Here is a 12,201-nt window from a genome sequence, read left to right as displayed (position 1 = left end):
TGGTAGAGCGCGACCTTCCCAAGGTCGATGTCGCGAGTTCGAATCTCGTCATCCGCTCTTGGTCACCAGCACCCCCTCTGACTTCCACGGCTTCCCCGTCGCCGCCCTCGACTTCTACGACGACCTCGAGATGGACAACACCAAGTCCTTCTGGGCCCAGCACAAGCACGTCTACGACGAGGCCGTGAAGGCGCCGATGCAGGCGCTGATGGCGGCACTGACGCCCGAGTTCGCGCCGGACGGGCAGACCGCCAAGATCTTCCGGCCCTACCGGGACGTGCGGTTCGCCAAGGACAAGACGCCCTACAAGACCCACCAGGGCGCGTACGTCGCGGTGGCGCCGTCGACCGGCTTCTACGTCCAGGTGTCGGCCGCCGGAGTACGGACGGGCGCCGGTTTCTACGAGGCGAGCGGCGAGCGGCTCTCGGCGTTCCGGGACGCCGTCGCCCACGACCGGACGGGTCCGGAGCTCGAGAAGATCGTGGCCAGGCTCGAGAGGTCCGGCGTCACCGTCGGCGGCGAGAGACTCAAGACCAGCCCGCGCGGCTACGACGGCGACCATTCACGGATCGAGCTGCTGCGCCACAAGACACTCACCGTCGGACGCGACCTGGGGTTCGGGCCCGAGATCTCCACGCCGGAGCTGCTCGACCTGGTCCGCAAGGACTGGCGTGGCTACCGGCCGCTCGTCGAGTGGGTCGTCGCACACTCCGGGATCTGAGTGTGGGTTTCGGGTCCGTCGTCCCGGCGCGCGGACTCTGGCACCATCCGGGTCATGACCGCACTGTGGGTGGCACCCTCGCGCGGCTCGGTCGGAGAGCTCGGTCCCGGCCTGTGGCGGCTGGGCTACATCGTGGTGGCGGACCTGGCCTTCCTCATCGGCGTCCTGGCCGCGTACCTCACCGACGACCACATCCCGCCGGTCGACAGCACCTGGGACCCCTTCTACTGGCCGGGGCTGATGAGCGTCTTCTCCCTGCCGCTGGTCGCGTTCGGGGTCGCGGCGTTCAGCGGCGCGAGGCTCTCGCGCAGCACCGGCGCAGCTCGCGCCGTCAACGCCGCCGCCATGGCGCTGTCGTTGGCCGGGGTCATCGCCTACGTCTCGCCGTGGGGCATGGACGCGATCAGGTGGCTCCTGGACTGAGCGGGGACCTGCCCGCCGCTCGTGGAACAGGTCGCCGGCAGCGGCCCGTCAGGACGCTGCGGTGAACGACGCCATCGTGCGCTCCGGCTCCCAGTAGGCCTTCATCGACGCGACCGTCCCGTCGTCGTTCACCACGTAGACCATGATCAGGTCGGTGACCGTGTAGCTGCCGTCGGGGAACGAGGTCTTGATCCGACCCAGGTTGGCGCAGGTGTTGCCGTTGGCGAACGACTCGTTGATGGTGAACTCGAACTTCTCGATCGGCTCGATGGCCAGCTTCCAGAACGCCGAGATCCCGTCGTGGCCGTGGTGGCCCTTGCCCTCGGGGTCGAACATCGACGGGCCGACCGGGTCCTCGAGGACGGCGTCCTCGGCGTAGACCGTGAGCCACTCGGCCAGGTCGCCCTTGGCCACCGCCGAGTAGGACCGCTGGGAGGCCGAACGGGCCGGGTGCTCCTCCATCGAGGCGTTCCAGGTGATGGCGTCGGAGGTGATCATGAGCGGCATCCTAGGGCGGAACTGGAACACGTTCTAGTGCTCCACGTCACCCGACCTGGACCTCTGGGGGTCACGTCGATTTCACCGTCGCGTCGCCGGCCGCCGGGACTCTGGAGCCATGGCGAAGCAGAAGGCCTTCCTGCACATCGGACTCCCCCGCAGCGGCGGCGAGCTGCTCGACGCCGGGCTGCGGCGGCACGTCGGAACGCTGTCGGACGAGCACGGCCGCAGCGTGCGGCTGCCGGCCCGCTCGGAGATGGAGATGTTCAACGCGGCTGTCGAGATCCGGCGTGAGCACCGGGCCTGGGGACTGCGTCGCAAGGACGTCGAGGGGTCGTGGGCTGCGCTCTGCCGCCGGGCCCTCAAGAACAAGGACACCGTCGTGTTCAGCCACCCCCTGCTGGCGGGCTGCACGTCCGACGAGATCGCGCTCCTGGTCGACCAGCTGCCGGGCTGCGCCGTGCACGTCGTCGTCACCGTCGGGCCGCCCGACCCGCGGGTCGCCCTCTTCCGCGACGAGTACGACCTCGCCGAGGTGCTCGACCGCTGGTCCGCCGCGGTACGCAGCCCGGACCGTGTGCACGTCCTCGCCATGGACCCTGACCGTCCGACGCACGCCTGGCACGCACTGGGATCGGTCATCGGCGTCGACACCCGCTCGCTCGAGCTCCCCGCGACGCCGGTGCCCGCCACCGACCCGGCCGCGCTCCGGCTGCTGGCCGAGTCAGCCGCCGACCTCGCGACGTACGACGACCTCGCCTCGGTCCCCGACGAATGGGCCAAGCTCGTGGCCGACCACGGCTACGACGCGCGCGGCGACCTCACGACACTCGCGCCCGCGGCACGCATCGACCATCCCGACGCCCAGCTCCAGCTGGCCACCGTCGCGGACGCCCTGACCGAGACGGTGGCCGAGGTGGTCCGACTCCGCACCCGCGCCGCCGAGCTCGAGCAGCGAAACACCAAGCTCGAGCGCAAGCGCCTGTCCCTCAAGCGCAAACTAGCCCGCGTCGGCTGACCGAAACTCGGGAGGCTACGCAAGCGAAGCACTTGCCTTCGAGCGAGCACGCGCGCCGTGGAACGGTCGAAACGTGCGAGCCAGCGAGCGCCAGCGAGCGAGGCGAGCGATAGCGAGCGGAGCTCGCGCGCCGCGCGATCGGCCCGGCGGCCACGATGGACGGCGGAGCTCCGCGAAGCGGAGCGAGCGTCCGTCGTGGGTGCCGGCCGAAGCTCGCGCGGGTAGAGAGTCAGTGCGGCTGCCAGGCGTCCTCGTCGGCAGTGCGGGTGGTGACCGCCTTGGGGAGCTTGCCGTCGGCGAGCTGCTGGATGGACACGTGCTCGAACACGTCGCGCAGGGAGTGGCGGGCCGCGATCCACACGTGCTGGAGGACCTCGGCGGTCTCGTTGTAGGACACCGCCTCGGGCCGCAGGCCGTAGACGGAGACCAGGGGGCCGTCCACGGCCCGGATCACGTCCGCGACCGACACGTCGTCGGCGGGCCGGCCCATCCGCCAGCCGCCGGACTGGCCTCGCTGCGACATCACGATGCCGGCCCGGCGGAGGTCGGCCAGGATCGCCTGGAGAAAGCCGTGGGGGATCTCCTGGAGCCGGCCGAGCTCCTCGGCGCTGACCGGTCGGCCGTCGACCCGCGAGGCCATCTCGATCAGCGCCCGCAACGCGTAGTCGGACTTGGCAGACACCCGCATGGGGCGAGTGTGTCAGACGAGTCGATCCACATTCGTCACTTACTACGTGTTCGCGCGGCCGGCGGCGGGCCGTGGCGACCCGGGCCAGCCGGGAGACGTGCCTCACCAGCCGAGCGGTTCGGGTTGCAAGGCCGTAACCCGGCACCTACGCTGGAAGTTACTGAGTAGTAGAACCCGCTGGTAACCCAGAGGAACCCGACGGAGGGGCACGTCCCGTGAGCCACTACAAGACCAACCTGCGCGACATCGAGTTCAACCTGTTCGAGGTGCTCGGCCGCGACGAGGTGCTCGGCACCGGACCGTTCGCCGAGATCGACAGCGAGACCGCGCGCTCGATCCTGGCCGAGGTCGACCGGCTCGCCCGTGAGGACCTCGCGGCGTCCTACGAGGACAGCGACCGCAACCCGCCGGTCTTCGACCCGGAGACGAGCACGGCGCCGTTGCCCGAGTCGTTCAAGAAGAGCTACCGGGCCTGGATGGACGCCGAGTACTGGCGCCTCCAGATCAAGGAGGAGCTCGGCGGCACCTACGCCCCCTCCACCCTCAACTGGGCGATCGCCGAGATGGTGCTCGGCGCCAACGCCCCCATCTGGATGTACGGCTGCGGCCCGGCGTTCGCCGGCGTCATCGAGCGCAACGGCAACGAGCGGGACACCCGGATCGCGCAGCTGATCGTCGAGCGCGAGTGGGGCACCACCATGGTGCTGACCGAGCCCGACGCGGGCTCCGACGTCGGCGCCGGCCGCGCCAAGGCCACCGCCAACGAGGACGGCTCGTGGAACATCGAGGGCGTCAAGCGGTTCATCACCTCGGGTGAGAGCGACCTGCAGGAGAACATCATCCACATGGTGCTGGCCCGCCCGGTCGGTGTGGAGGGCGTCGGCGGCCCGGGCACCAAGGGGCTCTCGCTCTTCATCGTCCCGAAGTACCACTTCGACCACCAGACCGGCGAGCTGACCGGCGAGCGCAACGGCGCCTACGTCACCAACGTCGAGCACAAGATGGGCATCAAGGTCTCCAACACCTGCGAGGTCACCTTCGGCGACCCGGGCGTGGGCGGCGGCGAGCCCGCGAAGGGCTGGCTGCTCGGTGAGGTCCACAACGGCATCGCCCAGATGTTCCAGGTGATCGAGAACGCCCGGATGATGGTCGGCACCAAGGCCATCGCGACGCTCTCGGCCGGTTACCTCAACGCGCTGGACTACGCCAAGACCCGCATCCAGGGTGCCGACCTCACCCAGTCGGGCGACAAGACGGCCCCCCGGGTGACGATCACCCACCACCCGGACGTGCGGCGCTCGCTGATGGTGCAGAAGTCGTTCGCCGAGGCGATGCGCTCGCTCGTGCTCTACACCGCGTCCTGGCAGGACAAGGTGCAGGTCGCCGAGCACGAGGGCACGACCGACACCGACGAGGTCAAGCTCGCCATGGCGGTCAACGACCTGCTGCTCCCGATCGTCAAGGGCTACGGCTCGGAGCGCTCGTGGGTGCTGCTCGGCACCGAGTCGCTGCAGACCTTCGGTGGCTCCGGCTTCCTGCAGGAGTACCCGATCGAGCAGTACGTCCGCGACGCCAAGATCGACACCCTCTACGAGGGCACCACCGCGATCCAGGGTCAGGACTTCTTCTTCCGCAAGATCGTCAAGGACCAGGGCCGGGCGCTGGGCCACCTGGCCAAGGAGATCGAGACCTTCATCGCCAGCGAGGCCGGCAACGGCCGGCTCAAGGTCGAGCGCGAGCTGCTCGCCACGGCGCTGGTGGACGCCAACGCGATCGTCGGTCACATGATCAACGACCTGATGTCGGCGGACCCGTCCTCGGAGTCCGGCGAGATCCGCAACATCTACAAGGTCGGGCTCAACACCACCCGGCTGCTGATGGCCCTCGGCGACGTGGTCTGCGCCTGGCTGCTGCTGCGCCAGGCCGAGGTCGCGCTCGAGAAGCTCGGCGGCGACCCCGCCGCGCTGGGCGCGAAGGACAAGGCGTTCTACGAGGGCAAGGTCGCGGCGGCGCAGTTCTTCGCGCAGCACAACCTGCCGAGGATCAGCGCCGAGCGGGCGATCGCCGAGGCGACCGACCTGTCGGTGATGGACCTCGACGAGGCGGCCTTCTGACCCGCACGACCTGACGGTCACCCGCTGACCGCCCAGGCCACGCTGGCCCGCTCGTGCACAACGGGCGGGCCAGTGTCATGTCCGGCGCCTCCCAGGCGGCGCGTGGTCAGCGCCGCAGGTGCCGGGCCGATATGCGGCGTACGACGTCGGTGAGCGTCGCCAGCGCGGCCGAGTCGATCCGCCAGCGCTGCCAGTGCAGGTGCACGTCGTGGTGGGTCCGGCCGCCCAGGGTGACGAGCGTCCCCGCGTCCAGCTCCGGGCGGAGCTGCGGCTCCGGGAGCATGCCCCAGCCGAGCCCGAGCCGCACCGCCTCGAGGAAGTCGGCGCTGGTCGGGACCAGGTGGACGACCTCGGGATCGGTGACCCCGCGGGCCCGGAGGAGGTCGTGCTGGAGCGCGTCCTTGGCGTTGAACACCACGACGGGCATCCGCTGCCAGTCGACACCCCGGCCGGAGCGCCAGCGCTCCGCGAGCTCGGGGACCGCCGCCGGCCGGTAGCGCAGGAACCCGAGGTGCTCCGAGCGACAGCCCTGCACGGCGTGCGGGTCGCTGGTCACCGCGCCCAGGGCCTCCCCGCTCCGCAGCATCTGTGCGGAGTAGGCCTGGTCCTCGACGATCAGCCGGAGGACGAGGTCCTCGCGCCGGGCGACCTCCGCAAGGACGTCGCGGAACCACGTGGCCAGGGAGTCCGCGTTGACGGCCACCGTCACCTCGACCCGCCCCTGCTGGGCCGCGAGCGTGGACCGGGCTTCCTCGTCGAGCAGCCGTAGCTGCCGGCCGAGCCGGACGAGGGCGGTGCCCGCCTCGGTCGGCACGCACGGCGACCCCCGGCTCACCAGGACCTGCCCCGCCTCGCGCTCCAGGGCGCGGATCCGCTGGCTCACCGCGCTCGGCGTGACGTGCAGGGCGCCCGCCGCCGCGTCGAAGGTGCCGTGGTCGGCGATGGCGACGAGTGCCTCGACGCCTGCTGCGTTGAACTGCACGACCACAGGCTAGTGAAGCCCCGCTAATGGATCGTGAGAAACATGCGTTGGCCTAATGGACGGCACGTGCCTAGCGTGGCCACGTGCTTGACTCCGCCTCCGCCGGCCTGCTGACCGGCCTGACCCTGATCGTCGCCATCGGCGCGCAGAACGCGTTCGTGCTGCGCCAGGGCCTCGCGCGCGAGCACGTCGCCCCGGTGGTGGCGATCTGCGCCCTGTCCGACCTGGTCCTGATCGTCGCCGGGGTCGCCGGGATCGGCACGATCGTCGAGCAGGCCGGGTGGGTGGTCGACGCGATCCGCTGGCTCGGGGTCGCGTTCCTGACGGCGTACGGCGTGCGGTCGCTCCTCGCGGCGCGGCACAGCGGTGGCTTGGCGGCGGGCGCTCCGGACTCGCTGTCCCTGCGCGCGGCCGTGCTGACCGCGACCGCCCTGACCTGGCTCAACCCGCACGTCTACCTGGACACGGTGCTGCTGCTGGGGTCGATCGCCAACACCCACGGCACCGACGGCCGGTGGTGGTTCGCCGCCGGCGCGGGCCTGGCGTCGGTGCTGTGGTTCTCCGGGCTGGGCTTCGGGGCCCGGCTGCTCTCGCCGCTGCTCGCGCTCCCCCGCGCCTGGCAGGTCCTGGACGTGCTGATCGGGCTGACGATGCTCGGCATCGCCGTGCTGCTGGCGCTGGGCTGACCCTGCCCGGGTCCCCCCACTAGGGTCGTCGCCGTGGACGATCGCGAGGAGCTGGCCGGCTACGTCGAGGTCTGGTGGCAGGCCGTCAACGACTTCCTCGACCTGCTCGCGTCGGTGCCCGAGGAGCAGTGGGGCACCCCGACCGACCTGCCCGGGTGGGACGTGCGCGCGGTCGCCAGCCACACCGCCCACCTCGAGGGCATCCTCGCCGGTGGGCCGGAGGAGACCGCCGATGTCGGGGAGCCGCCGCACGTCACCGGCTTCATGGGGCTCTACACCGAGATCGGCGTGGCCAACCGGCGCGACGCGAGCCCCGAGGCGATCATCGCCGAGATCCGGGCCGCGGCGACGGCCCGGCACGCGGCCCTGCTCGCGGACCCGCCCACGGACGGCTCGGCCCAGCCCGCGCAGATCTTCGGCGGGGTGCCGTGGAGCTGGCGGACCCTGCTGCGCAACCGTCCGCTCGACATCTGGATGCACGAGCAGGACGTCCGGAGGGCGGTCGGCCGCCCCGGCGGGATGGACAGCGTCCCGGCCCGGCACACCGCGGAGTACCTCGCCGAGTCGCTCGGGTTCGTCCTGGTCAAGAAGGTCGGCGCCCCCACGGGCACGACCCTGGTCCTCGACATGGCGGGCAGCGCACCGTTCGCGTTCACGGTCAACGACGCCCGCCGCGGTGAGCGGCTGCCCGAGCCACCGGCCGACCCGACCGTCACGCTCCAGATGGACCGGGAGAGCTTCATCCGGCTGGCCGGCGGCCGCTGCGCCGCCGAGCCCGGTGCCGTGGTCGTCGAGGGCGACCGCGAGCTCGGGGACCGGGTGCTCGCCTCGCTCGCCACCACACCGTGACCGATCCCGGGAGCGACGCCGGGACCCAGGCCTGGTCGCTCGACCGGATCCCCGACCAGACCGGCCGGACCATCCTGGTCACGGGGACGACGGTCGGGGGGCTGGGCCACCACACCGCGCTGGAGCTGGCCCGCCGCGGCGCCAGGGTGGTGCTCGCGGGGCGCACCGCGGCCCGGCTCGCCGAGACCGCCGCCAGCATCCGCGCCGAGGTCCCCGCCGCGGAGCTCGAGCAGCTGGTCGTCGACCTCTCCGACCTGGGCTCGGTGCGCCGCGCGGCCGCCGAGGCGGCGGCGTACGGCGCCCTGGACGTGCTCGTCAACAACGCCGGCGTGATGGGGACGCCGCACCAGCGCACCGCCGACGGGCTCGAGCTGCAGCTCGCGACCAACCACTTCGGGCCGTTCCTGCTGACCGGTCTGCTCCTCCCCCAGCTGCTCGACAGCGGTGACGCGACGGTGGTGACCGTCTCCTCGATCTATCACCGGATGGCGAGGTCCGCCCCGGTCGGCGACCCGACTGTGCCGCCGCGGCGCTACCGCCGGTGGGTCGCCTACGCCGAGTCCAAGCTCGCCAACCTGCTCTTCACCTACGAGCTCGACCGGCGGGCCCGGGAGGCCGGGCTGCCGGTCAAGGCGCTCGCCGCGCACCCCGGCTTCGCCGGCACGCACCTGGCGGCCAACGGCCAGTACGGTCGCTCGTCGGGCGGGGTCGCCTCGATCCTGGACGCGGCCATCAAGGCGGTCTCGCAGTCCGCGGCCGCGGGCGCCTGGCCGACGCTGATGGCCGCGACCGCCGATCTCCCCGGCGCCACGTGCGTCGGCCCGGGCGGTCTGGGCGAGCTGGGCGGCACACCGCAGGTCACCACGTCGACCCGGCTCTCGCGGGACGCGGTCGCCCAGCGGGCGCTGTGGGAGCTCAGCGAGCGGACAACCGGCGTCACCTGTCCCTGAGCCACGCCGGGCCCGACCAAAGTCTGGCCCGGACCGACCGCGGGCCGATGCCCGCGGGCGCCGCCGTCCCTAGCGTTGCCGGGGTGAGCGACGGCACCCAGGTCTGGACCCTGGACCACCAGGGCCGCGCCCACCGGGTCGAGGCGTCGGGCTCGTCGACCCACCAGGTCCGCTGGCTCGTCGACGGCGCGGAGGCCGGCGAGAAGAAGTCGTGGGACGAGAAGGTCGCCCTGGACGGCGCCGAGCTCGGCACCGTCGTGGTGCGGTTCTCGACGCTGGGCAGGCCGCGCCGGGCCACCTGGTTCGGGCCGGACGAGGACGCCCAGGCACTGGCCGGCGTCGGTGGCGTGGACCTGGTCCCGGCGGAGGGCTCCGCCGCGGCGGCGTACGAGGCCAAGGTCCGGGAGCACCCGGGCCGCTACGCGGTGCTCGCCACCGCCGGCGGCGTGGCCACGGTGGTCGTCCCGCTGGTGCTCGGCCTGCTGGTCGTCAGGTTCGCCGTGAGCATCGACTGGCCCGACCTCCCGCTCCCGGACCTCCCGGACCTCCCGGACCTCCCGGAGATCCCGTGGCCCGACCTGCCGAGCGTGCCGTGGCCCGACCTGCCCGGCCCGCCGGACCTGCGCGTCCCTGACTGGGTCCGCTGGCTGCTCGACAAGGTGAAGTACGTCTGGCCGGTCGTCCTCGCCTACGTCCTGGCCAGGGCGGAGATCAATCGGCGGCGCAAGCAGGACGAGCTCCGCCGGGCGCGGGCGGCGGAACACCGGCGCGACGAGAGCGGTCCCGTGGACGGGCAGAAGGACGGGCAGGCGGACGGGCAGTAGGACGCGACCTCACTCGGCCACCCGCTCGGTCGTGCCGAACAGGCCGGCGTACGCGTTGATCGCCGGCTGGCCGCCGAGGTGGGCGTAGAGCACCGTCGAGCCGGGACCGATGTCACCGTTGCGCACCAGGTCGATGAGGCCGGCCATCGACTTCCCCTCGTAGACGGGGTCGAGGATCACCCCCTCGAGCTGGCCGGTGAGCCGGATCGCGTCGAGGGTCGACTGCACGGGTACGCCGTAGACGTCGCCGGCCCAGCCCTCGAGCACGGTGATCTCGTCGTCGCGGAGGTCCCGGCCGACGCCGATCAGCTCGGCGGTGCTCCGCGCGATCCGGGAGACCTGGTCCCGGGTCTTGTCCAGGGTCGCCGACGCGTCGATGCCGAGGACCCGGCGCGGCCGGCCGCCGGCCTCCTCGAGGGCGGCGAACCCCGCGATCATGCCCGCGTGCGTGGAGCCGGTGACGGTACAGACCACGATCGTGTCGAAGAAGACACCGAGCTCGCGCTCCTGCTCCGCGACCTCGTACGCCCAGCCGGCGAACCCGAGACCGCCGAGGGGGTGGTCGGAGGCACCCGCGGGGATGCCGTAGGGCGTGCCGCCGCGCGCCTCGACGTCCGCGAGCGCCTGGCGCCAGGAGTCGCGGAACCCGATGTCGAAGCCCGCCGGGTCCAGTCGCACCTCGGCGCCCATGACCCGGCTCAGCATGATGTTGCCGACCTGCGTGCTCAGCGGGTCGGTCCAGTCCGGGACCCAGTTCTCCTGCACGAGCACGCAGTCCATCCCGAGGTGCGCGGCCACCGCGGCGACCTGCCGGGTGTGGTTGGACTGGTAGCCGCCGATGGACACGAGGGTGTCGGCGCCCTGCGCGAGCGCGTCGGGCACGAGGTACTCGAGCTTGCGGGTCTTGTTGCCACCGTAGGCGAGCCCGGCGTTGCAGTCGTCGCGCTTGGCCCAGACCTGGGCGCCGCCCAGGTGGGCGCTGAGGCGGGCCAACGGGTGCACGGGGCTGGGCCCGAACGTCAGCGGGTGCCGGGGGAAGTCGGAGAGGGCCATGGCGCATTCAAGCGCAGCCGCCCCGGACGACGACACGGGGACCGCCCGTGGGAGGCGGTCCCCGTTCAGTCGACGAGTCGGGGGGGTTCGTCGCCAACTGGCGCGCTCGTCTGAGACGGCGCGCTCCAGCAAGGTTTCCTGGTCGCGCGGCTTCGATGTGGCGACAGCCGCATCGTGGCGTGTTCTGGACAGGTCACGACGCGCGACGGACAGCAGGGCTCCGCAGGGCTACCTTGGGACCAGCCGCACGACCTGCCCCGTGACCCCCGCGCGAGGCCGGCGCGCAGTGAGGAGACCTGGGCATGGCCGGCTCGACGGAACCCCCCTCCCCCGGCAACGAGGCGCGCCGGGCCTCGCTCCCGGCCGACGCCGAGGCCCTCGTCGCGCAGGTCTACCTGCCGCACCGTCTCGACCTGCCGCACGGCGTCGCCACGGTGGACCTGGAGCTGGTGACGGCCCGGATCGGTGCCCTCACGGTCGGCCAGGTGTCCTACGGCCGCCGCCTCGTGCTGCACACCGACGAGACCCAGGACGTCTACATCGTCTTCGTCCTGCGCGGACGTGCCGAGATGAGCAGCGGGACGGGCGAGCCGAGGGTCATCGACGTCGGTTCGGCCGCGGTCTTCCCCGTCGGCGCGACGGGGCACGTGTCGGTGTCCGAGGACTGTGTCGGCCTGGTCATCATGCTGTCCCCCGGGACCCTCGAGGCCGAGCTCGAGCACCTCCTCGGCCAGACGCTCACGGACCCGCTGGAGCTGGCCTTCGAGCTCGACCTGAGGACCCCGCTGGGCAAGTCCTGGGAGCCGATCCTCAGGCTGCTGGTCGAGGAGCTGCGCCGGCCCACCGCGCTCACCCGGCACCCGGCCGCGGCGCGGCGGCTCGAGGGAGTGGTCCTCGACGCGCTCCTGCTGGGTCACGACCACAACTACCGCGACCTCCTGGACCGGGCGGCCTCCGTGGGCCCCCGCACCGCCGTGGGACGCGCCATCCAGCTCATCGAGGCCAACCCCACGGACGCCTGGTCGACGGTCCGGCTCGCCCGCGAGGTGCACCTGAGCGTCCGCGCCCTCCAGGCGCGCTTCCGGCGGGACGTCGACATGTCCCCGATGGACTACGTCCGGCAGGCCCGGCTGCGGCGGGTCCGGGTGGCGCTGGTCGACGCCACTCCGGCCACGACCACCGTCCGCGCGCTGGCCCAGCGCTACGGCTTCGCGCACCTCGGCCGGTTCGCCGCGCTCTACCGCCAGGCGTACGGCGAGTCGCCCGCCGCCACCCTGCGCCGCCCGCCGCTGGCCTGATGCACGGGCCGGGCGACATGCCCCATGATCGACCCATGTCCTACCCAGCCCCGGTCTACCACGGCGACGGCGGCGAGGTGACCGCCCGCTTCCGCCC

General features: G+C 72.3%; 13 protein-coding genes. 9 read left to right on the top strand and 4 right to left on the bottom strand.

Annotation, left to right across the window (positions count from 1 at the left end; all coding sequences use genetic code 11):
- Positions 1-58: 58 nt before the first annotated feature.
- Both JHD21_RS15560 and JHD21_RS15555 read left to right on the top strand, forming a co-directional pair.
- Complete coding sequence (locus tag JHD21_RS15560; RefSeq protein ID WP_292677051.1) at positions 59-721, top strand: DUF2461 domain-containing protein; 663 nt, start codon at positions 59-61, stop codon at positions 719-721.
- A gap of 54 nt (positions 722-775) precedes the next feature.
- Positions 776-1,144 (top strand): hypothetical protein, encoded by a 369-nt coding sequence (locus JHD21_RS15555; RefSeq protein WP_292677049.1) that lies wholly within the window; start codon positions 776-778, stop codon positions 1,142-1,144.
- A 48-nt stretch (positions 1,145-1,192) separates the two neighbouring features.
- Here JHD21_RS15555 and JHD21_RS15550 read toward each other — a convergent pair whose 3' ends face one another.
- Positions 1,193-1,642 (bottom strand): nuclear transport factor 2 family protein, encoded by a 450-nt coding sequence (locus JHD21_RS15550; protein WP_292677047.1) that lies wholly within the window; start codon positions 1,640-1,642, stop codon positions 1,193-1,195.
- Positions 1,643-1,760: 118 nt separating this feature from the next.
- Between JHD21_RS15550 and JHD21_RS15545 the strand changes: the two genes are divergently transcribed.
- The gene (locus JHD21_RS15545) at positions 1,761-2,660 is read left to right on the top strand and encodes a hypothetical protein (protein ID WP_292677045.1); all 900 of its coding nucleotides are present in this window, start codon (positions 1,761-1,763) and stop codon (positions 2,658-2,660) included.
- 229 nt (positions 2,661-2,889) lie between these two features.
- Here JHD21_RS15545 and JHD21_RS15540 read toward each other — a convergent pair whose 3' ends face one another.
- Positions 2,890-3,348, bottom strand: a complete 459-nt coding sequence (locus tag JHD21_RS15540; RefSeq protein ID WP_292677043.1) for an Rrf2 family transcriptional regulator — start codon at positions 3,346-3,348, stop codon at positions 2,890-2,892.
- Positions 3,349-3,563: 215 nt separating this feature from the next.
- Here JHD21_RS15540 and JHD21_RS15535 point away from each other — a divergent pair, with 215 nt between their 5' ends.
- Complete coding sequence (locus JHD21_RS15535; RefSeq protein WP_292677041.1) at positions 3,564-5,462, top strand: acyl-CoA dehydrogenase; 1,899 nt, start codon at positions 3,564-3,566, stop codon at positions 5,460-5,462.
- Positions 5,463-5,568: 106 nt separating this feature from the next.
- On the opposite strand, the gene JHD21_RS15530 is transcribed toward JHD21_RS15535, so the two are convergent.
- A complete protein-coding gene (locus JHD21_RS15530) occupies positions 5,569-6,444 on the bottom strand; it encodes a LysR family transcriptional regulator ArgP (RefSeq protein ID WP_292677039.1) in 876 nt (291 codons plus the stop codon).
- A gap of 83 nt (positions 6,445-6,527) precedes the next feature.
- Here JHD21_RS15530 and JHD21_RS15525 point away from each other — a divergent pair, with 83 nt between their 5' ends.
- The 4 genes from JHD21_RS15525 to JHD21_RS15510 all read left to right on the top strand — a co-directional run bounded on the left by JHD21_RS15525 (position 6,528) and on the right by JHD21_RS15510 (position 9,753).
- Complete coding sequence (locus JHD21_RS15525) at positions 6,528-7,130, top strand: LysE/ArgO family amino acid transporter (protein WP_292677037.1); 603 nt, start codon at positions 6,528-6,530, stop codon at positions 7,128-7,130.
- A gap of 33 nt (positions 7,131-7,163) precedes the next feature.
- Positions 7,164-7,979, top strand: coding sequence for a maleylpyruvate isomerase family mycothiol-dependent enzyme (locus JHD21_RS15520; RefSeq protein ID WP_292677035.1), 816 nt, complete (start codon positions 7,164-7,166; stop codon positions 7,977-7,979).
- Complete coding sequence (locus JHD21_RS15515; RefSeq protein ID WP_292677033.1) at positions 7,976-8,929, top strand: oxidoreductase; 954 nt, start codon at positions 7,976-7,978, stop codon at positions 8,927-8,929. The genes JHD21_RS15520 and JHD21_RS15515 overlap by 4 nt, the downstream gene beginning before the upstream one ends.
- A gap of 83 nt (positions 8,930-9,012) precedes the next feature.
- Positions 9,013-9,753: a hypothetical protein gene (locus JHD21_RS15510; RefSeq protein WP_292677031.1), complete on the top strand. Its 741-nt coding sequence runs from the start codon at positions 9,013-9,015 to the stop codon at positions 9,751-9,753.
- 9 nt (positions 9,754-9,762) lie between these two features.
- On the opposite strand, the gene JHD21_RS15505 is transcribed toward JHD21_RS15510, so the two are convergent.
- Complete coding sequence (locus tag JHD21_RS15505) at positions 9,763-10,806, bottom strand: 1-aminocyclopropane-1-carboxylate deaminase (RefSeq protein WP_292677029.1); 1,044 nt, start codon at positions 10,804-10,806, stop codon at positions 9,763-9,765.
- 302 nt (positions 10,807-11,108) lie between these two features.
- On the opposite strand from JHD21_RS15505, the gene JHD21_RS15500 reads away from it, so the two are divergent.
- Complete coding sequence (locus JHD21_RS15500) at positions 11,109-12,104, top strand: AraC family transcriptional regulator (RefSeq protein WP_292677027.1); 996 nt, start codon at positions 11,109-11,111, stop codon at positions 12,102-12,104.
- Positions 12,105-12,201 lie beyond the last annotated feature (97 nt).

It is taken from the genome of Nocardioides sp. (assembly GCF_016462705.1).
In the GTDB taxonomy this organism is placed as follows: Bacteria; Actinomycetota; Actinomycetes; order Propionibacteriales; family Nocardioidaceae; genus Nocardioides.
This window is presented reverse-complemented; position numbering and strand designations above follow the sequence as displayed.